16 protein-coding genes and 1 pseudogene are annotated in these 21,367 nt (G+C 64.9%); 12 read left to right on the top strand and 5 right to left on the bottom strand.

The window, feature by feature from the left end:
* Positions 1-95: 95 nt before the first annotated feature.
* Entirely contained in the window at positions 96-386 is a 291-nt protein-coding gene (locus tag BI49514_RS03490; protein WP_101544320.1) for a YciI family protein, read from the bottom strand.
* Between the two features lie 65 nt (positions 387-451).
* On the opposite strand from BI49514_RS03490, the gene BI49514_RS03485 reads away from it, so the two are divergent.
* The 10 genes from BI49514_RS03485 (at position 452) to secG (ending at position 14,047) form a co-directional block, all read left to right on the top strand.
* Positions 452-2,989, top strand: a complete 2,538-nt coding sequence (locus tag BI49514_RS03485) for a DEAD/DEAH box helicase (RefSeq protein ID WP_101544319.1) — start codon at positions 452-454, stop codon at positions 2,987-2,989.
* A gap of 15 nt (positions 2,990-3,004) precedes the next feature.
* Positions 3,005-5,875: an excinuclease ABC subunit UvrA gene (uvrA, locus tag BI49514_RS03480; RefSeq protein WP_101544317.1), complete on the top strand. Its 2,871-nt coding sequence runs from the start codon at positions 3,005-3,007 to the stop codon at positions 5,873-5,875.
* 5 nt (positions 5,876-5,880) lie between these two features.
* Positions 5,881-7,740, top strand: coding sequence for an excinuclease ABC subunit UvrC (uvrC, locus tag BI49514_RS03475; protein WP_101544315.1), 1,860 nt, complete (start codon positions 5,881-5,883; stop codon positions 7,738-7,740).
* 84 nt (positions 7,741-7,824) lie between these two features.
* Positions 7,825-8,715 (top strand): RNase adapter RapZ, encoded by an 891-nt coding sequence (rapZ, locus tag BI49514_RS03470; protein ID WP_420808575.1) that lies wholly within the window; start codon positions 7,825-7,827, stop codon positions 8,713-8,715.
* Between the two features lies 1 nt (position 8,716).
* Positions 8,717-9,712, top strand: coding sequence for a gluconeogenesis factor YvcK family protein (locus BI49514_RS03465; protein WP_101544310.1), 996 nt, complete (start codon positions 8,717-8,719; stop codon positions 9,710-9,712).
* Between the two features lie 25 nt (positions 9,713-9,737).
* A complete protein-coding gene (whiA, locus tag BI49514_RS03460) occupies positions 9,738-10,721 on the top strand; it encodes a DNA-binding protein WhiA (RefSeq protein ID WP_101544308.1) in 984 nt (327 codons plus the stop codon).
* Between the two features lie 9 nt (positions 10,722-10,730).
* Positions 10,731-11,732: a type I glyceraldehyde-3-phosphate dehydrogenase gene (gene gap / locus BI49514_RS03455; RefSeq protein ID WP_101544306.1), complete on the top strand. Its 1,002-nt coding sequence runs from the start codon at positions 10,731-10,733 to the stop codon at positions 11,730-11,732.
* Positions 11,729-12,946, top strand: a complete 1,218-nt coding sequence (locus BI49514_RS03450) for a phosphoglycerate kinase (RefSeq protein ID WP_101544304.1) — start codon at positions 11,729-11,731, stop codon at positions 12,944-12,946. The genes gap and BI49514_RS03450 overlap by 4 nt, the downstream gene beginning before the upstream one ends.
* Before the next feature lie 14 nt (positions 12,947-12,960).
* A complete protein-coding gene (tpiA, locus tag BI49514_RS03445; protein ID WP_101544302.1) occupies positions 12,961-13,746 on the top strand; it encodes a triose-phosphate isomerase in 786 nt (261 codons plus the stop codon).
* A 55-nt stretch (positions 13,747-13,801) separates the two neighbouring features.
* Positions 13,802-14,047, top strand: a complete 246-nt coding sequence (secG, locus tag BI49514_RS03440; protein ID WP_101544300.1) for a preprotein translocase subunit SecG — start codon at positions 13,802-13,804, stop codon at positions 14,045-14,047.
* Between the two features lie 176 nt (positions 14,048-14,223).
* On the opposite strand, the gene BI49514_RS03435 is transcribed toward secG, so the two are convergent.
* Genes BI49514_RS03435 through tkt form a run of 3 tightly spaced genes read right to left on the bottom strand, consistent with a single transcriptional unit; the run spans position 14,224 to position 19,033 of the window.
* Entirely contained in the window at positions 14,224-15,855 is a 1,632-nt protein-coding gene (locus BI49514_RS03435) for a glucose-6-phosphate isomerase (protein WP_101544298.1), read from the bottom strand.
* Positions 15,852-16,955: a transaldolase gene (tal, locus tag BI49514_RS03430; protein ID WP_101544296.1), complete on the bottom strand. Its 1,104-nt coding sequence runs from the start codon at positions 16,953-16,955 to the stop codon at positions 15,852-15,854. The genes BI49514_RS03435 and tal overlap by 4 nt, the downstream gene beginning before the upstream one ends.
* The gene (gene tkt, locus BI49514_RS03425; RefSeq protein WP_101544434.1) at positions 16,952-19,033 is read right to left on the bottom strand and encodes a transketolase; all 2,082 of its coding nucleotides are present in this window, start codon (positions 19,031-19,033) and stop codon (positions 16,952-16,954) included. Before tkt ends, tal begins: the two co-directional genes overlap by 4 nt.
* Before the next feature lie 226 nt (positions 19,034-19,259).
* Here tkt and BI49514_RS03420 point away from each other — a divergent pair, with 226 nt between their 5' ends.
* Positions 19,260-19,817: a hypothetical protein gene (locus BI49514_RS03420; protein ID WP_101544294.1), complete on the top strand. Its 558-nt coding sequence runs from the start codon at positions 19,260-19,262 to the stop codon at positions 19,815-19,817.
* Between the two features lie 10 nt (positions 19,818-19,827).
* Complete coding sequence (locus BI49514_RS03415; protein WP_101544292.1) at positions 19,828-20,814, top strand: heme o synthase; 987 nt, start codon at positions 19,828-19,830, stop codon at positions 20,812-20,814.
* A gap of 130 nt (positions 20,815-20,944) precedes the next feature.
* On the opposite strand, the pseudogene BI49514_RS03410 reads toward BI49514_RS03415, so the two are convergent.
* Positions 20,945-21,355, bottom strand: a pseudogene (locus tag BI49514_RS03410) (VOC family protein).
* Positions 21,356-21,367 lie beyond the last annotated feature (12 nt).

Genomic DNA, 21,367 nt, shown 5'->3' with positions numbered 1-21,367 from the left:
GTCGGCTCAGAACGAGCGGGGTCCGTCTCGATCTCTCGGGACGACCCCGCTCGCGTCTTCCCTGTCCGGGCAGACCCGGACCGGCAGCGCGGCCCTCAGCCCTGGGCGAAGGGGCCGAACACGGGAGTCCATTCGCGGATGTCCGTCGACTCGATGACACCGAGGGAAGCATAGGGATCGGCGGCGAGGTGGCCTTCGACCTCCGCACGGTCGGCGGCGTTGAGGATCAGCAGCCCTCCCGGCTGCGGATCGTTGTCCAAGGGGCCGGAGGCGAGGATCGTCCCGGCCTCATTCAGCTCCGCCTGCCAGCGGCGATGCGCGGGGCGGTGTTCCAATCGCGTATCCGTATCGGGACCATAGTGGTAGGTGACGGCGAAGACCGGCATATGTGACTCCTCGGTGTCGAGCAATAGGATGGAACCAGTCTAATCGGAAAGGTCTGTGCATCAGCGTGGCCAGATTGCAGGAGATCCCAGCGGAATTCGCTGACGACGACACGATCTATGAGTCCTTCGGCGAATACTGCCGAGAGATCGGTGTCGAGCCTTACCCGGCTCAGGACGAGGCGTTCCTCACGATCCTCGCCGGAGACAATACGATCATGGCGACCCCGACCGGATCGGGGAAGTCACTCGTCGCTCTGTTCGCTCTCTACCAGTCCTTCACCCGCGGGATCCGGTCGTACTACACGGCCCCGCTCAAGGCCCTGGTGAGCGAGAAGTTCTTCTCCCTCATCGACGCCTTCGGCCCCGAGAACGTCGGGATGATCACCGGCGACTCCACCGTCAACCCGGAGGCGACCGTCATCTGCGCCACGGCGGAGATCCTGGCCAATCAGGCGCTGCGCGAAGGCGGAATGCTCGACGCCGGAATGGTCGTCATGGACGAATTCCACTACGTCGCAGACCCCTCCCGCGGGTGGGCCTGGCAGGTGCCCCTCCTCGAGATGCCGCAGACCCAGTTCGTCCTCATGTCCGCCACCTTGGGCGACACCACCGACATCCGACGGACGATGACGGAGACGACCGGACGCGACTCCTCCGTGGTCACCTCGGCGACCAGGCCGGTCCCGCTCGACTACGAATATTCGACGGAGACGCTCTCGGACACTCTCCGCGGCCTCGTCCGCAACGACAAAGCCCCGGTCTACGTCGTCTCCTACTCTCAGAACGGTGCCATCGACCTCGCCACCAACCTGCTCTCGGTGGATCTCGCCTCCAAGGAACAGAAGGCCGCGATCGCCGCAGCCATCAAGGGCTTCACCTTCGGCAAGGGATTCGGGACCAGCCTGCGCAAACTGCTGCTGCACGGCGTCGGCGTCCACCACGCCGGAATGCTGCCGAAGTACCGCCGTCTCATCGAACAGCTCGCGCTGAAGGGACTGCTGCTCGTCATCTCCGGCACCGACACCCTCGGCGTGGGTATCAATGTGCCCATCCGCTCCGTGCTGCTGACCGGACTGACGAAGTTCGACGGGCGGAAGATGCGCAGACTCAGCGTCCGCGAATTCCAACAGCTCGCCGGACGTGCCGGCCGCGCCGGATTCGATACCCGCGGCTACGTCATCGCCCAAGCCCCCGAACACGTCATCGACAACCTCAAGGCAGAAGCCAAAGCGGCCAACGATGACAAGAAGAAAAAGAAGAAGGTCAAGAAGAAGGCCGCTCCGGTCGGCTTCGTGGGCTGGTCCGAAGAGACCTTCGCAAAACTCATCGAAGGCGAATCCGAGACCCTGCGGCCGCGGATGAAGATCGACCACTCGACGATCCTCAACCTCGTCGCCCGTCCCGGCTCCGATGTGTCGACCATCAGCGACTTCATCGACAAGACGCATGAGACAAGGGAACGCCGGCTCGACCTCAAACTCACCGCGATCAGCATCGGACGCTCCCTCATCGACGCCGGACTCATCGAGGTCCGCGGCAGCGAACTCATCGCCACCCAGGACCTCGGCCCCCAGTTCGCGCTCAACCAGCCCCTGGCTCCCTTCGTGCTCGCCGCACTGGAGCTTCTCGACGAGGACGACGACACCTACGCCCTCGACGTCGTATCCATCGTCGAGGCGACCACCTCGGTGCCGTTCCAGATACTGAAGGGCCAACTCGACCGGATCAAGGGAGAGACCCTGGCCGAGCTCAAGGCAGAAGGCGTCGAATACGCCGAACGCATGGCGATCCTCGACGAGATCGAAAGCCCCGCACCCCTGGCCGAGATGCTCGACCCGGCCTTCGACCACTTCGTCGAGACCCATCCCTGGCTCCACCGAGGCGGCTTCGAACCCAAATCCGTCGTCCGTGACATGCTCGAGCAGGCCATGGGCTTCACCCAGTTCGTCGGTTACTACGGTCTCGCCCGGGCCGAGGGCAGCCTGCTGCGCTACCTCACCGACGTCTACCGCGCACTGCTCCACAACGTCCCCGCGGAGAACCGGACCGAGGAACTCGAGACCATCATCGAATGGTGTGGTGAAACCATCGCACGGACGGATTCGTCGCTGCTCGACGAATGGCGCACCCTGCAGGGGCTCGACCCCACCGAAGCCCCCGACGATCTGCCGGCACTCGACCGCCGCTTCTCCGAGAACACGAAGGTGTTCACCGCAGAGGTCCGCAATGCCCTGTTCCACCGAGTTCTGCTGGCCGAACGTGCGAACTACACGGAGCTCGGCCGCCTCGACGCCGAATCCGGATTCGACTCCCGTGCCTGGGAAGACGCGATCGAGGACTTCTACGACGAATACGGAGAGCTCATCGTCGACCAGAAGGCCCGCGGTCGGGAATATATCGACATCACACCCGGTTCAGACACATGGAGCGTCCGACAGATCCTCGCCGATCCCGACGACAACAGGGACTGGGCCATCGACGCCGAGGTGGACGTGGCCGCCAGCGACGAATCCGGAGATATCGTGCTCCGCATCCTCTCCGTCGGAGAGATCGGCAGATTTGCCGGAAACCGCTGCGAATACAGCAATGTCAGTGCCGAGTAATACAGTGGTCAGGTGATGAAAACCAATAACGGTGAGCAAGTGACAGGCGTCTCCCATCTCGACACCCTGTGGGTCAAGGGAGCGCGAGCACACAATCTCAAGAACGTCGAGATCGCGCTGCCGCGCGATTCGATGGTCGTGTTCACCGGCTTGTCCGGTTCCGGCAAATCCTCGCTGGCCTTCGACACGATCTTCGCCGAGGGGCAGCGACGCTACGTCGAATCCCTGTCCTCCTATGCCCGGATGTTCCTCGGGCAGATGGACAAACCCGACGTCGACTTCATCGAAGGGCTGTCCCCGGCGGTGTCGATCGACCAGAAATCGACATCGCGCAATCCGCGTTCGACCGTCGGCACGATCACCGAGGTCTATGACTTCCTCCGCCTGCTGTGGGCGCGGATCGGCATCCCGCACTGCCCCGTCTGCGGTGAGGTCATCACGAAGCAGACCCCGCAGCAGATCGTCGACCAGCTGCTCGAACTCGAGGAACGGACGAAGTTCCTCGTCCTCGCTCCCGTCGTCCGGTCCCGCAAGGGCGAATTCGTCGACCTCTTCGCCGACCTGCAGTCCAAGGGCTTCTCCAGGGCCATCGTCGACGGCGAGCAGATCAGCCTGAGCGAACCGCCGACCTTGGAGAAGCAGTACAAGCACACGATCTCCGTGGTCGTCGACCGCCTCGTCGCCAAATCGGGAATGCGCCCGCGGCTGACCGACTCCGTCGAGACCGCCCTGGGGCTCGCCGACGGACGCATCGACATCGAACTCGTCGACGAAGGCACGACCCGCACTTTCTCCGAGCACATGTCGTGCCCGAACGAGCACCCGCTGACGATCGACGAGATCGAACCGCGCTCGTTCTCCTTCAACTCGCCCTTCGGCGCCTGCCCCACCTGCGACGGGATCGGCACGCGCCTGCAGGTCGACGAAGATCTCGTCGTCCCCGACGAGGACCTCAGCCTCGGCTCCGGCGCCATCGCCCCCTGGTCGGGAGGCAAACAGGTCTCGAAGTACTTCAACCGTCTGCTCAAGGGGCTCGGCGACGAACTCGGCTTCGATATGAAGACGCCGTGGAAGAAGCTGCCGAAGTCCGCGAAGACCGCGATTCTCACGGGCAAGGACTACAAGGTCCACGTCAAGTACAAGAACCGCTTCGGGCGTGAACGCACGTACTCGACGGGCTTCGAAGGCGTCTACCAATACATTCAGCGCAAGCACGAGGAAACAGAATCCGAGTGGTCGAGGGAACGCTACGAGTCCTATATGCGCGAGATCCCGTGTGCCAGCTGTGACGGTACGCGCCTCAAACCGGAGATCCTCGCCGTCAAGGTCGGAGACAGGTCCATCGCCGAGGTCTCCGAACTCGCCCTCGATGAAGCAGCTTCCTTCCTCGGCTCCCTCGAGCTGAGCTCCCGCGATGCCGCCGTGGCGGCGCAGGTGATGAAGGAGATCAACGCCCGGCTCGGGTTCCTCCTCGACGTCGGCCTCGACTACCTCAGCCTCAACCGGGCAGCCGGTACGCTCTCCGGCGGCGAGGCCCAGCGCATCCGCCTGGCCACGCAGATCGGGTCCGGCCTCGTCGGCGTCCTCTACGTCCTCGACGAGCCCTCGATCGGACTGCACCAGCGAGACAACCGCCGACTCATCGAAACACTCAACAAGCTCAAGGATCTCGGCAACACCCTCATCGTCGTCGAACACGATGAGGACACCATCGAATCCGCCGACTGGATCGTCGATATCGGACCCGGCGCCGGCGAGCACGGGGGAGAGGTCGTCTATTCCGGTCCCGTCACCGGCCTCAGGGATGCCGAGGGATCGATCACCGGCGACTACCTCTCCGGCCGACGAACGATCCAGATCCCGCCGACCCGCCGCTCCGTCGACAAGGACCGGATGGTCACCGTCGAGAAGGCCGTGGAGAACAACCTGCGCGACGTCACGGTGTCCTTCCCGCTCGGTGTGCTCACCGCAGTCACCGGCGTGTCCGGTTCGGGCAAATCGACTCTGGTCAACGAGATCCTCTACACACAGATGGCCAACGTCCTCAACGGCGCCTCGCGGGTGCCGGGACGGCACAAGCGCGTGACCGGTCTGGACCATCTCGACAAGGTCGTCCACGTCGACCAGTCTCCGATCGGTCGCACGCCGCGGTCGAATCCCGCGACCTACACCGGCGTCTTCGACCATGTGCGCCGACTGTTCGCCGAAACCGAATCGGCGAAGGTCCGCGGCTATCTGCCCGGTCGATTCTCCTTCAACGTCAAGGGCGGACGCTGCGAGAACTGCAGCGGCGACGGCACGATCAAGATCGAGATGAACTTCCTGCCCGACGTCTACGTCCCCTGTGAGGTCTGCCAGGGCGCCCGGTACAACCGGGAGACCCTGGAGGTCACGTTCAAGGGGAAGAACATCGCCGAGGTCCTCGATATGCCCATCGAGGAGGCCAACGACTTCTTCGCCGCGATTCCCGCGATCTCGCGACATCTCAAGACCCTCGTCGAGGTGGGGCTCGGCTATGTCCGACTCGGCCAACCGGCCACGACTCTCTCCGGCGGCGAGGCTCAGCGTGTCAAGCTCGCCGCCGAACTGCAGAAGCGCTCCCGCGGTCGCACCGTCTACGTGCTCGACGAACCGACGACCGGTCTGCACTTCGAGGACATCTCGAAGCTGCTCATGGTCCTCCAGGGACTCGTCGACAAAGGCAATACGGTCATCGTCATCGAACACAACCTCGATGTCATCGGCAATGCCGATCACATCATCGACCTCGGACCCGAGGGCGGCCGCGGCGGTGGGCAGATCATCGCCCAGGGCACTCCCGAAGAGGTCGCCGAGGTGGCCGAATCGCACACCGGACGGTTCCTCAAGCCGATGCTCAAGTCCTGATCCGAATGCCTGATCCATCCACCTACCGTCCGGCCACCGGGTCGATCCCCACATCGGCCGGGGTCTACAAATTCCGTGACCCCGACCGGCGGGTGATCTATGTCGGAAAGGCGAAGAACCTCCGCAACCGACTCAATTCGTACTTCGCCAACCCTGCCCAGCTGCACCCGCGCACCTCGACGATGGTCCACACCGCGAACTCGGTGGAATGGACCGTCGTCGACACCGAGGTCGAAGCTCTGCAGCTCGAATGGACGTGGATCAATGAGTTCAACCCGCGGTTCAACGTCATGTTCCGCGACGACAAGTCCTACCCCTACCTCGCGATCACGATGAATGACGAGGTGCCTCGGGCCTTCATCACCCGGGGAAAACGACGCAAGGGCGTGAAGTACTTCGGTCCCTTCGCTCAGGTGTGGGCGATCAAGGACACCCTCGACCTGCTGCTCAAGGCCTTCCCGATGCGCACCTGCACAGCAGGGGTCTACCGGCGGGCCGAACGCAGCGGCAGGCCCTGCCTGCTCGGCTATATCGACAAATGCGCTGCTCCCTGCGTCGGTCAGATCAGCAAGGACGATCACAAGGACTTGGCCCGCAGCATCTCCGACTTCATGTCCGGAAACACCGGACGGTTCATCAGCCACCGGCAGAAGGAGATGGCCAAAGCCGCGGCCGAACTCGACTACGAACGCGCGGCCGGTCTGCGCGACGAGATCTCCGCCCTGCAGAAGGTCCTCGACAAATCCGCCGTCGTCCTATCGGTGAGCGCCGACTGCGATATCTTCGCCCTCGTCACCGAGGAGCTCGAAGCCTCCGTCCAGGTCTTCCACGTGCGCCAGGGTCGTATCCGCGGCCAACGCGGCTGGATCATCGAACGCTCCGATGATCACACTCCCGCGGAACTGACCACCGACTACCTGCGACAGGCATACTCCGGACTCGATGCCGATGCCATTCCGAAGGAGATCCTCGTCGACACACTTCCGGCGGATCTGGAATCCCTGGAGGCCTGGCTGAGCGAGCAGCGCGGTTCGCGGGTGACCGTGCGGGTACCCGAGCGCGGGGAGAAGAAGGCGGCCCTGGACACCGTGGGGAAGAACGCGAAGGAAGCGCTCATCCAGCACAAGCTCAAACGCTCGTCCGACCTGACGACCCGCAGCCAGGCTCTCAAGGAGATCCAGGAGCACCTCGACCTGCCGGAAGCACCGCTGCGCATCGAATGCATCGACATCTCCCATACCCAGGGATCGAACGTCGTCGCCTCCCTCGTCGTGTTCGAAGACGGAATGGCGAAGAAGCGCGACTACCGACACTTCGCCATCCACGGTGAAGCCGCGGCCGACGACACGGCTTCGATGTACGACGTCGTCTCCCGTCGCTTCAGCCGCTACCTCGAACAGACGACCTCCGAGGAGCCCGATGAGCGCTTCGGCTACCGACCCAGCCTCCTCGTCGTCGACGGTGCCGGCCCGCAGGTTGCGGCAGCGACGCGCGCACTGACGGATCTCGGCATCGTCGACATCTCCGTCGTCGGTCTGGCCAAACGGCTCGAAGAGATCTGGCTTCCGGACGATCCGTTCCCGGTCATCCTCCCACGCAACTCCGAAGGGCTCTTCCTCATGCAGCGCCTGCGTGATGAGGCCCACCGCTTCGCCATCACCTACCACCGGTCGAAACGTGCGAAGGCGATGACGAGTTCGGTGCTCGACGACATTCCGGGTCTCGGAGAGTCGAAGCGCACCGCTCTGCTGCGCCATTTCGGATCCGTGAAGAAGGTCCGTGCTGCCACCGCCGAGGAGATCTGCGAGGTCAAGGGAATCGGTCCCTCCCTCGCCGCGAAGATCGTCACCGCTCTGGCCGACTGAGCTCTGCGATTCTGGCCTAGAGTAGTGCCGAGAGGTACAGTGCCCACCGACCGATCGGGCACGAGCAGAGGAGGACGAGTGAGCGTGCAGGCCGAATCAAACGGATCCGACCACCCCATCGAGGTTGTGCTCGTCACCGGAATGTCCGGAGCGGGTCGTACCACCGTGGCCAATGTGCTCGAAGACATGGACTGGTATGTCGTCGACAACCTGCCGCCGCAGATGATGCGTCCGCTCGTCGAGCTCGTCGCCCGGGCCGACGGCGCCTTGCCGAAGATCGCCGTCGTCATCGACGCCAAAGGGCGCACCAAATACACCGAACTGCAGGAGACGATCAGCGATTTCGTCGATCAGGGTCTGTCCCTGCGCATCGTATTCCTCGACGCCTCCGACGAAGTCCTCGTCCGACGTTTCGAATCGACCAGGCGGCCCCACCCTCTGCAGGGGGAGGGGACCCTGCTCGACGGCATCGAAGCCGAACGTGCCGAGCTCGAGTCTCTCAAACACCGCGCCGATATCATCGTCGACACCTCCGATCTCAACGTGCACCAGCTCTCCGCGGAGGTGCGCAAACGCTTCAGCGACGACGACACCCCGCCGCTGCGTCTGACGGTGATGAGCTTCGGATTCAAATACGGCCTGCCCAAGGACGCCGACCACGTCGCCGACGTCCGCTTCCTGCCGAATCCGTACTGGATTCCCCATCTGCGCGGACACAACGGACTCGACTCCGATGTCGCAGCCTACGTCCTTGAGCAGAACGGCGCCGAGGAATTCATCGAACGCTATGCCGCGACTCTGTCTACCGTCGCCGAGGGATATCTGCACGAAGGCCGCGGCTACGCGATGATCGGAATCGGCTGCACGGGCGGCAAACACCGCTCCGTGGCGATCAGCGAAAGGGTCGGACGACTGCTGTCGGCCCAGACCGGGATCCCAGTGGCTGTGCGTCACCGCGATCTGGGAAGAGAATGACATGGAGACCGAAGATCTGCCCGTCATCTCCACGGGCGCACAGAAGGACGGTCCCAATATCGTCTCGTTCGGCGGAGGCCACGGACTCTACGCGGCGCTGAGGGCATTCCGTCTGCTCACCGAAGACCTCACCGCGGTCGTCACAGTCGCCGACGACGGCGGCTCATCCGGACGACTGCGCGACGAACTCGGCGGACTGCCTCCCGGCGATCTGCGGATGGCTCTGGCCGCACTCTGCGACGACGGCACGTGGGGCCAGACCTGGCGTGATGTCATCCAGCACCGCTTCGAATCGACAGGTGAGCTGCACGGTCACGCGGTGGGCAACCTGCTCATCGCAGCCCTGTGGCAGATCCACGGCGACCATGTGGCCGGCCTGGACTGGATGGCCCGGCTGCTGCGCGCTCACGGTCGCGTGCTCCCGATGTCCTCGGTGCCGCTGACGATCGAAGCCGATGTGAAGTTCCCTGGCTCCTTCCAGGTCGTGCGCGGACAGTCCGTGCTCGCCTCCACGATCGGCCACGTCGAGACCGTGCGCCTCGACCCGGCGGCTCCACCGGCCCGCTACGAGACGATCGAAGCCGTGGAGGAGGCCGAGGTTCTCAACCTCGGCCCCGGCTCCTGGTACACCTCGGTGATGCCGCACCTGCTCGTGCCGTCGCTCGCCGAGGCGATCGTGGCCTCGACAGCGGTGAAATCCCTCACGCTCAATCTCAGTTCCACCGACGGTGAGACGAAAGACCTGAGCCTCGGCGAACACCTCGTCTCCCTCCACCGTCATGCCCGCTCACTGACCTTGGATTATGTCCTCGTCGACGAGGCGGCCACCGAACTCGAACCCGACCTGCCGCAGCGGGCCGAGGACATGTTCGGAGCGAAACTCTGGGAACGTCCCCTGCGCTCACGGAGGCAGGGACAGCATGACAGCCTCAAGCTGGCGGCATGCTACCGTGACATGTTGTTGGACGCCGGGATCGGCGTCGCCGAGCAGTGGTAGAACTTCAGGTGCAGGAGGACGAGCTATGGCACTGACCGCCCAGGTCAAGGACGAGTTGGCGCGAGTGAAGATCACTCGCACCTCCGCCCGCAAGGCCGAGGTGTCCTCGATCTTCCGCTTCTCCTCCGCCCTCCACCTCGTCAACGGCTCGATCGTTCTCGAAGCCGAACTCGACACTGCCCAGGCCGCCAAACGGCTGCGCGCGGAGATCAAGGATCTCTACGGTCAGCATGCCGACATCGTCGTCATCAACGCCGCCGGAATCCGCCGCACCAACCGCTACCTGCTGCGCGTCACCCGTGACGGGGGAGCCCTGGCCCGCCAGACCGGACTCGTCGACAACCGCGGCCGTCCCGTGCGCGGACTGCCCTCGGCCATCGTCAACGGCTCCGTCGCCGATGCCGAAGCCGCCTGGCGGGGAGCCTTCCTCGCCCATGGCTCACTGACCGAGCCGGGGCGCTCCTCGGCGTTGGAAGTCACCTGCCCCGGCCCCGAGGCGGCTCTTGCCCTCGTCGGCGCAGCGCGCCGGCTCGGACTGAGTGCGAAGGCTCGCGAGGTCCGCGGAGTCGACCGTGTCGTCATCCGCGACGGCGACGACATCGCCGCGCTGCTCACCCGCATGGGCTCCCACAGCGCCGTGCTGGTCTGGGAGGAACGGCGGATGCGCAGGGAGGTCCGCGCGACTGCGAACCGCCTGGCGAACTTCGACGATGCGAACCTGCGTCGCTCGGCACGTGCCGCTGTGGCCGCCGGTGCCCGGGTCGAACGCGCCCTGGAGATCCTCGGTGACGAAGTCCCCGAACACCTCCGGTATGCCGGTCAGCTTCGCGTGACCCACAAACAGGCGTCCCTCGAAGAGCTCGGTCAGCTCGCCGACCCGCCGATGACGAAAGACGCAGTGGCCGGCCGGATCCGCAGGCTGCTGTCCACAGCGGACAAGCATGCGGAAGAACTGGGAATTCCCGGCACCGAAGCCAGTCTGACCCCGGAAATGCTCGAGGATCGCTAAGATCGAGGCATGAGACGAATCGCCATCAACGGCTTCGGCCGCATCGGCCGCGCCCTGTTCCGTCTGTCCCTCGAACCCGATGCTGATTTCGAGGTCGTGGCCATCAACGATCTCACCGATACGACGACCCTGGCTCATCTGCTCTCCCACGACTCCGTGTGGCCTCGCTTCAACCATGATGTCGACGCCGCCGACGAGGCGATCATCGTCGACGGACGAGAGATCGCGGTGACCAGCCAAGCCGACCCGTCCGCCATCGATTGGAGTTCGCACAAGGTCGAACTCGTCGTCGAATCCACCGGACGCTTCACCCGGCAGGATCAGGCCGAGGCCCACCTCGGCGGCACCGTGCAGACCGTCGTGCTCTCCGCACCCGGTAAGGACGTCGACGCGACGCTCGTCATGGGGGTGAACGAAGACACCTTCGACCCGTCCGAACATTCCGTCGTCTCGAACGCCTCGTGCACGACGAACTGCATGGCCACCGTGGTCAAGGCGCTCGACGATGCCCTCGGCGTCGAATCCGGTCTGCTCAACACCGTTCACGCCTACACAGGCGACCAGATGCTCGTCGACGGACCCCACAGGGACCTGCGTCGCGCCCGAGCCGCCGCCGTCAACATCGTGCCGACCACGACTGGAGCCGCACGCACCGTCGGCCGCGTCATGCCCCACCTCGAAGGCAAGCTCGACGGACTCGCCGTGCGTGTGCCCGTGCCCGCCGGATCGATCATCGACTTCACCTTCACCACCTCCACGAGCGCCGACCGCGACGAGGTCAACGCGATCCTCGCCTCCGCAGCAGATGGATCGCCCTACCTCGACTTCTCCACCGACGAACTCGTCTCCAGCGACATAGTCGGCACCACCGCCTCGGCGATCGTCGATTCCAAGCTCACGATGGTGCTGGGCGACCAGATCAAGGTCGTGGCCTGGTACGACAACGAGTGGGGATACACGAACCGACTCAAAGACATGGTCAGCTACATTCTCAGCGAAAGGGACTCATGAGGACATTCGACGATGCGGGCATCTTCGCCGGACACACGGTGCTCGTCCGCAGCGATCTCAACGTGCCGATGGACGAGGGCACGATCACCGACCGCGGTCGCATCCTGGCGTCGGCCGGAACGATCAGGTCCCTCGCCGAGGCGGGAGCCAAGGTCATCGTGATGTCGCATCTGGGCCGGCCGAAGGGAGAACCGGATCCGCAGTTCTCACTGGCCCCGATCGTCCCCGAACTCGCCGAAGCCATCGGCCGTCCGGTCGCCTTCGCCGCCGACACCGTCGGTGACGATGCGCAGACGAAGGCCGCAGCCCTGTCCGACGGCGACGTGCTGCTGCTGGAGAACCTGCGCTTCAACCCCGGCGAGACAGCGAAGGACGATGCCGAGCGCCAGGAATTCGCCACCCAGCTGGCAGCGCTGGCCGACGATTTCGTCTCCGACGGATTCGGCGTCGTCCACCGCAAACAGGCTTCGGTCTACGACATCGCCGGCCTCCTCCCGCACTATGCCGGCTCACTCGTGCGTGCCGAAGTCGAGGTCAGCGACAGGCTGCTCAACAACCCCGAACCACCGTTCACCGTCGTCCTCGGCGGATCCAAGGTCTCGGACAAACTCGGCGTCATCGACAACCTCATCGACCGTGCCGACAATCTGCTCATCGGCGGGGGAATGGTCTTCACCTTCCTCGCCGCACTCGGCCACGACATCGGATCGAGCCTGGTCGAGAAGGACCGCATCGACGACGTCAAGGGCTACCTCGAACGCTCCCGGTCCGGTGGTGCACGCATCGTCCTGCCCACGGACATCGTCATGGCCGCCTCCTTCGCCGCCGACGCCGAGCACTGGGTACGGCCCGTCGCCGAACTCGAAGACACTCCGGCCGGAGGCGACGGCCTCGGCCTCGACATCGGCCCCGAATCGGCTCGCGCCTATGCCGAGATCATCGCAGGCTCGACCACTGTGTTCTGGAACGGGCCGATGGGCGTCTTCGAGTTCCCGGCCTTCGCCTCCGGCACCAAAGCCGTAGCCCAAGCCCTGGCAGACGAAGGCAGCAGCGGGGGACAGAGGCTGACCGTGGTCGGCGGCGGCGATTCCGCAGCCGCCGTGCGCAGCCTCGGCTTCGCCGATGACGCCTTCGGCCACATCTCCACCGGCGGAGGTGCCAGCCTCGAATATCTCGAAGGCAGGACCCTGCCCGGACTCGACGCACTCGGATGAGGAAGACAGACACCATGAGCGACCGCACCCTGCTGCTGGCAGGCAACTGGAAGATGAACCACGATCATCTGGAGGCGATCTCCGCTGTCCAGAAGCTCGCCTGGGCACTCGAGGACGCCAAACTCGACGACAGCGACTGCGAAGTCGTCGTCATTCCCCCGTTCACCGACATCCGTTCGGTGCAGACACTCGTCCAGGGCGACAAGCTGTGGCTGAAGTACGGTGCCCAGGACGTCTCCCAGTACGCTCCCGGAGCGCATACCGGTGAGATCGCTGCATCGTTCCTCTCCCGCCTCGGCTGTAGCTACGTGGTCATCGGCCACAGCGAACGCCGTGCCGACAACCATGAGACCAACGAGGTCGTGGCCGCCAAGATCAAGGCCGCACTTTCGGCCGAACTCACTCCGATCCTCTGCGTGGGGGAGTCGCTGCAACAGCGGCAGGAGAAGAGCCACGTCGAGTTCACCCTCGGACAGCTCGAGGAGTCGCTGGCCGGATTCGACGCAGGCGACCTCTCCGGCCTCGTCATCGCTTACGAACCTGTCTGGGCGATCGGCACCGGAGAGACAGCCACTGCTGCCGATGCCGCCGAGATGGCGTCGGCGATCCGCACACGCATCGGTGAGAAGTACGGCGAGCCTCTTGCCCAGACCACCCGCATTCTCTACGGCGGGTCGGTCAAGGCCGACAACGTGGCCGAGATCGTCGCCTCCGCAGACGTCGACGGCGCATTGGTCGGAGGTGCGAGCCTGAGCGGTCCGGACTTCGCCGCTTTGTGCAAGGCCGCGGTCGCGAAGTAGACTGACAGACGCATCATTCGACGAAACACTCGACGAAACATAGGTTGAATCCGACGTGGAAATCCTCAACATCATTCTCATCGCGCTGCTCGTGCTCACGAGCATCTTCCTCACCCTGCTGATCCTCATGCACAAGGGCAAGGGCGGTGGCATGTCCGACATGTTCGGCGGCGGAATGTCCTCGTCGCTGGGATCCTCGGGCGTCGCGGAGCGCAACCTCAACAGGTTCACGACGCTCATGGCGATCATCTGGGCGGCCTGCATCATCCTGCTGGGCGTCCTCACTCGGTTCAACTCCTGAGCCATCGCGGCCCGCTGATGCCGAGACCGTGAGACACCGACACCGAGGCGAGGTCCCGGTGGAGGAATGAGAAGGACCCCGAGAGGAATGAGAAGGACCCCGACCGATTCGGTCGGGGTCCTTCTCTGTTCGTGCTCTGTCCGTCCTTCCGGCGGATCAGTGCCGTTTCAGGCAGATCAGTCGTGGCCGAAGTGGTGGCGCGGGCTGATCGACCCGATCGCCTCCCGCAGCTGTTCGAGCCCACGAGAACGATCAAGCAGATGCAGACGCAGCACGGGCCGGCCCTTCTCACTCAGCACCGCCGCATCGCCGGCGGCCTGGGCGCGCTGCAGCTGAGCGAAGCCGAAGTCGCGTCCCGGCACCAGCAGGTCCGTGCGAGCCTCACCGGTGATCTGGAGGAACACTCCGTTGGGATGACCGCCCTTGTGGTACTGACCGGTCGAATGCAGGTAGCGGGGGCCGAAGCCGAAGGTCGACTGCACTCCGGCATGCGCGGACACGAGCGGACGCAGATCCTCAGCCTCGGCATCGGCGATCCGATCGAGGTAGGCTTGGATGCCGACATAACCGTACTCGTCGACCTGCGAGAACAGCTCCTCAAGGGCTCCGATGAGATCCGTGGCCTCATCGACGACCTCGAGAACGTCGATGTCACCCTCACGGAACCGCGGCTGCTCCGTCGAACCGGAGTCCGGTCCGTCGAGCAGATGCCTGGCCTGTGCCTTCGCCGCCTCCACATCAGGCTGGTCGAAGGGATTGACCCCGATGCTGTATCCGGCAATCGCCGTGGCATATTCCCAGAACAGGAACAGCTCGCCCAACCCACCCGTGATCGTCGCTTCGAATCCGGACGGCGCACCCAGCTCTGAGTCATCGGCTGCCCGCCCGAGCAGGCACAGGAGCGCGTCTGCACGTGCATCGGAGAACCCGATGTCGGCGGGGGAGTCGACGACGATGGGAAGGATGCCCTGACCGTCCTTGCCGAGGGATTCGGCGATGAGCTGCTCGACCCAGGCCCCGAGCCCGTTCAGCTGCTCGGCGGTCTCGGCGAGGACGAGCTTCTCCGTCGTCCGGGCGTGAGCGATGCTCAGCCAAGCGCCGAACCGCAGCGCAGGATTGTCCGGACCGTCGGCAGACAGGTCGGCGTCGGCAGCGGCGGCCTCTGCGACGATTCCGCGCACATCGGCACCGGCCAGACCCGCGGGGACGAGTCCGAAGGCCGAGAGAGCGCTGAAGCGTCCGCCGACCGTGGGGTCGACCAGGAAGGTCGCGAGGAAGCCCTGATCGGCGGCCAGCGCTTCGAGTTCGGTTCCCGGATCGGTGATCGCGATCATCCTGGACGCCGGATCGACGCCGATCGACTCGAAGGCCGCGGCGAAGCTGCGGCGGATCGAATCCGTCTCCACCGTGGTTCCGGACTTCGACGCGATGATGAGGACCGTGTGGTCGAGATCGGTGCCGATCGCCTCGGCGACCTGATTGGGATCCGTCGAGTCGATGATCTCGAGTCGGACACCGGCCGTCTGAGCGATCACCTCGGGAGCGAGCGATGATCCGCCCATTCCGGCCAAGCTGATCGTGCGCAGACCCTGCTCCTGCAGACGCACCCGCAGGGATTCGATCTCATCGAGCAGATCTGCGGCGTTCTGCGGAAGATCCACCCAGCCCATCCGGTCCGCGGCGTCGGCGGCCCCGTCGAACAGTTCCGCATCCTTGGCGCTCAGCCGGGAAGCCAGGCCGGCGTCGATGAGACGCGCGGCCTCTGCCTCGAACTCCTCATCCACGGGAACAGAGAGTGAGAGCTTCATGAGCGGTCCAGAGCCGTACGGATCGTTTCCTGGAGTTCGGTCCAACTGACGTCGAACTTCTCCAGCCCCTGCTCTTCGAGCACAGTCATGACCTCAGCGTAGTCGATGCCCAGTCGTGCCAGAGCGTCGAAGACTTCGTCGGCGGCACGGTAGTGCTCGGAGGTGATCTGGCCGGTGACCTCACCGTGGTCGGCGAACGCCTCCAGAGTGGGTTCGGGCATCGTGTTCACGGTGTTCGGTGCGACGAGCCCGGTCACGTACATCGTGTCGGCGTAGTCGGGATTCTTCACTCCGGTCGAAGCCCACAGCAGACGCTGGGGACGGGCCCCGGCGAGTTCGAGGACTCGGAAGCGTTCGGAGGTGAACAGCTGCGAATGGATCTCATGGGCGAGCACGCAGTTCGCGATGCCCGCCTTGCCCTTGAGCTCCACGGCCTTCGGGTCGTCGATGGAGTCGAGTCGGGAATCGATCTCGGAGTCCACCCGGGAGACGAACACCGAGGCGACCGACCGGATCGTCGAGAGGTCATGACCGGCGGCGCGGGCCTTCTCCAGTCCCTGGAGGAAGGCTTCGACGACGTGGCGGTAGCGGGTCAGGGAGAACACGAGCGTGACGTTGACGCTGATCCCGGCCGCGATCGTTTCGGAGATCGCGCGGAGTCCCTCCTCGGTGGCGGGGATCTTGATCATCGCATTCGGCTCGCCGACGCGTTCCCACAGGGCCTTCGCCGAGGCGACGGTCGCCCCGGCATCATGGGCCAGCGGGGGAGCGACCTCGATCGACACGCGACCGTCCTCACCGTCCGTGGACTCGAAGACCGGACGGAACAGGCGGGCCGCCTCGGCGACATCCGCTGTGGTCAGCGCCTCGATGGCCTCATCCACATCGGCACCGGAGGCACCGAGCTCGGCGACCGCAGAGTCGTAGTCGTCGGCTGCCGAGATCGCGTTCGCGAAGATCGTCGGATTCGTCGTCACACCTGTGACGGAGGATTGCTCGATGAGGCGGGCGAGATCCCCGGATTCGAGTCGGGTGCGGGAGAGGTCGTCGAGCCAGATCGAGACTCCGGCCGCGCTGAGCTGCTGGAGACGTTCACTCATGCTTCCGCCTTTGCTGCGTTGATGGATTCCTTGGCTGCGTCGACGACGGCCGAGGCCGTGATGCCGAACTTCTCGTACAGGGTCTGGTAGTCCGCGGATGCGCCGAAGTGTTCGATGGACACGGCACGACCGGCATCGCCGAGGTACTTGTGCCAGCTCATCGCCGAGGCGGCTTCGATGCTCACGCGTGCCTTGAGTGAACGCGGCAACACGGTGGCCCGGTAGTCCTCCGGCTGAGCGTCGAACCATTCCTGGCACGGCATGGAGATGACGCGAGCGGCTGTGCCCGATGCCTGCAGAGCCTCGGCGGCCTCGAGCGCGATGGCGATCTCGGAACCGCTGGCGATGATGGCCACCTCGGGCTGGTCACCGGTATCGGTGAGCACATAGCCGCCGCGTGCGGCCTCGGCAGCCGGGGCGTACTTCTCGCGGTCGAGGACAGGCACGGCCTGTCGGGTGAGCACGAGGCCGCTGGGACCGTCGGTGCGGTCGAGGAGCTTCCGCCACGCGACCGCGGTCTCGTTCGCATCGGCCGGTCGGACGAGGTCGAGGCCGGGGATCGCCCGCAGCGCGGAGAGGTGCTCGATCGGCTGGTGGGTCGGTCCGTCTTCGCCGAGGCCGATCGAATCGTGTGTCCACACGAACAGGTTCGGCAGCTGCTGGAGGGCTGCCAGGCGCACGGCCGGACGCTGGTAGTCGCTGAAGACGAGGAACGTGCCGTTGTACGGGCGGGTTCCGCCGTGCAGGGCGATGCCGTTGCCGATGAGACCGGCGGAGAACTCGCGGACGCCGAAGTGGATATTGCGTCCGTACTCGTGGCCGGAGAATGCAGCCGTGGAGCGGTGAGCGGGCAGGAAGCTCGGCTCACCCTTGATCAGCGTGTTGTTCGAGCCCGCGAGGTCCGCGGAACCGCCCCAGAGTTCGGGCATGGTCTCGGCGATCGCATTGAGCACCTGACCGGAGGCCGCGCGAGTGGCGATGCCCTTCTCGCTGGCTTCGAAGACCGGGAAGGCCGCATCGAGGCCGGCGGGCAGCTCGCGCTTGGACAGACGGTCGAAGAGGGCGGCGTTGTCCGGGTTGGCGGTGCGCCATTCGGCGAAGGACTTGTCCCATTCGAGATGGGCGGCACGACCGCGGTCCAGGGCCTGTCGAGTGTGTGCGAGAACCTCGTCATCGACGGCGAAGGTCGACTCCGGGTCGAAGCCGAGGACCTCCTTGGTCGCACGGATCTCGTCCTCGCCGAGGGCCGCACCGTGGGACCCGCCGGTGTTCTGCGCGTTCGGGGCGGGCCAGGCGATGATCGTGGACAGGCGGATGAACGAGGGGCGGGAATCTGCGCGAGCGGCCTCGACGGCGGCGTGGAAGGCTTCGATGTCCTCGTGGTAGTCACCACCGGCGGTGAAGTCGACGTGCTGGACGTGCCAGCCGTAGGCGGCGTACCGGGCGGCCGTGTCCTCCCCGAAGGCGATCGCGGTGTCGTCTTCGATGGAGATCTTGTTGTCGTCCCAGATCAGCAGCAGGTTCGACAGCTCCTGTGTCCCGGCCAGCGATGACGCCTCACCGGACACTCCCTCTTCGAGGTCGCCGTCGGAGGCGAGCACGACGATGTTGTGGTCGAACGGTGAGGTGCCGGGAGCCGCCTCGGGGTCGAAGAGTCCGCGTTCACGGCGAGCGGCCATGGCCATGCCCACGGCCGAGGCCAGCCCGGAGCCCAAGGGCCCCGTGGTGATCTCGACGCCGGCGGTGTGGCCGACTTCCGGGTGCCCTGGGGTGAGCGAACCCCATGTGCGCAGCGCCTTGAGGTCGTCGAGCTCGAGCCCGAACCCTGCCAGGTAGAGCTGGACGTACTGGGTGAGCGAACTGTGACCGCAGGAGAGGACGAAACGATCACGGCCGACCCAAGTCGGGTCGGCCGGGTCGTGAGTGAGTCCGTGCTGATACAGGTAGTGGGCAATGGGAGCCAGGCTCATCGCGGTGCCCGGGTGCCCGTTCCCTGTCTTCTGCACCGCGTCCGCGGCGAGGAGGCGGGCGGTGTCGACTGCGCGATTGTCGAGTTCAGTCCAGGACAGAGTTGTCATGTCGTCGAGCGATCCTTCGTTCGTCTGAAGAGCGTGCATTCAAACTCTACCCGTCGGATGCCTGAAGCGCCGCCCCTGTTCATCTGCCGTGCCGACGGGGAGCGAGACATTTAGGCTACCGACGGGTAAAGTGTGGTCTCGCGCACAGCTGTGATTCGACATTCAACAACTGCGGTGCGCCGAAGAGACTGAAGAGCGACCGGTGCTGACTGAGAGAGGTGACAGGGTGAGCAAAGGTGCTGATCCCGTGATCGATGCCGCCGTCGCAGACAGCGGAGACCAGCGATCCGATCGGCTGGCGGGCAGGCGCCCCGATCTCGCCGAGGTGGCCGAACAGACGAGGGGGCTCCGTCGGCTGATCTCCCGGATCGGCACGGCGTGCCCGGTGTTCTTCGCCGTGGCGACCGTCGCCGTGTCGTCGGCGATCGCCCAGCCGCTGCACGGCACCGTCGACATCGGGGAGCTCGGCCTGTGGACGTTGGGCACACTCCTTCTGCTCACCCCCTTCGCGGCAGCGCTGGCCGTGATGCTCAATGCACGGCGCGGCGGGCTGGTGTGGACGACCGCCCTCGTCTATTCCGTCATCGCCGGAATCATCGGACTGTGCGTCGATGCGAATCTCCTCCGCACGGATCCGCAGTCGGCTGCGCTGAGCTTCATCTCAGTGCTCATCGTGCAGGTCGTCGTGCTTGCTCCGGTGTGTGCGGCGGTGGCGTTCCTCGTCCGCATCGTCAGTGACTCGACTCGCCTGCGTGCGACTGGCAAAAACTTCGACAACAGGTAGAATCTAGGGCGTGAGCAAACTTCGTCAGAACCGGGAAGAGCAGAGTGAACGACCTCTGCAGAGGGCCATCGACGAGCAGAGTCTCGCTACCCGACCGCGTTCGATCATCAGCGCCTATATCGCGCTGACCAAGCCGCGGGTGATCGAGCTGCTCCTCGTCACGACCGCGCCCGTGATGTTCCTGGCCGCTCAGGGACTGCCGAACATCTGGCTGGTCATCAACACCCTCATCGGCGGAGCCGCCGCTGCGGCCTCGGCCTCGGTCTTCAACTGCTACGTCGACCGTGACATCGACGCGAAGATGGAACGGACGAAGGACCGCCCCCTCGTCACCGGTGAGATCAGCCCCCGTTCTGCACTCATCTTCGCTTTCGTGCTCGGCATCGGTTCGATCTTCTGGCTCGGCGGATTCACGAACTGGGTCACGGCGGGACTCACCGCCTCGGCGATTCTGCTCTACGCAGTCTTCTACACCCTCGTCCTCAAGCGCCGCACCTCACAGAACATCGTCTGGGGCGGCGCTGCAGGCTGCATGCCCGTGCTCATCGGCTGGTCGGCCGTGACCGGAGGAATCGCGTGGGAGCCCGTGCTGCTCTTCCTCGTCGTCTTCTTCTGGACCCCGCCGCACTATTGGCCGCTGGCGATCAAGTACAAGGCCGACTACGACGCCGCCGACGTGCCCATGCTGCCGTCGAAGGTTCCGCCGACATCCGTCGGCCGTCAGATGATCCTCTACACCTGGGCGATGATCGCCTGCTCACTCGCGCTCATTCCCGTCGCTCCGATGGGTCCTGTCTACACGATCGTGGCCGTCGGCGCCGGAGTCTGGTTCCTGTGGTCGTGCTACTCGCTGGTCTCCCGTGCCAAGCAGGGCAAGGACGGCACCTCGCTCAAGGCGATGAAGGTCTTCCACGGTTCGATCACCTACCTGTCGCTGCTCTTCCTGGCAGTGGCCATCGACCCGTTCGTGCCCACCCTGATCCCCGGTATCTGGTGACTCGCCGAAGAACCCGCTGATCCATTCGGCCCAGTTTGAGCTGGATAGCACAGATTTGAAACAGTGCTATCCAGCTCAAACTGGGCCGTTGTGCGTCTGTGCCTTGCGCTTCGGGTCGGAACGCAAATTCTCAGCCGGCGTTGACGAGGTCGTCCATGACGATCTTCTTCATTCTCATGAGCGCCCCAGTCTGTGCCGGACCGGTCATCAGCTCGCCGAGATTCGCGGGAACGATCTGCCAGCTGACTCCGAAGCGGTCCTTGAGCCAACCGCACTGTTCGTGCTCGGGTGACGCCGACAGATTCGACCAATAGTGGTCGATCTCGGCCTGGTCCGCGCATTCGACGGTCAGCGAGATCGCCTCGTTGAATGTGAACACCGGTCCGCCGTCGAGGCAGATGAACTCTGTGCCGTCGAGGACGAACCGGCCGGTCAGGACCTTCCCGCTCATCCCCTTGAAGTGTTCGTCGAGGGATTCGTCGGGCTAGCGTTCGATGGACAGGACTCGCGAATCGGGGAAGACGGAGCAGCAGAACTCCATGGCCTCCTCGGC

The sequence above is a fragment of the Brevibacterium iodinum ATCC 49514 genome (genome assembly GCF_900169265.1).
GTDB lineage: Bacteria > Actinomycetota > Actinomycetes > Actinomycetales > Brevibacteriaceae > Brevibacterium > Brevibacterium iodinum.
Note: the sequence above shows the minus strand (reverse complement) of the source record. Positions and strands in the feature narration are given on the sequence as shown.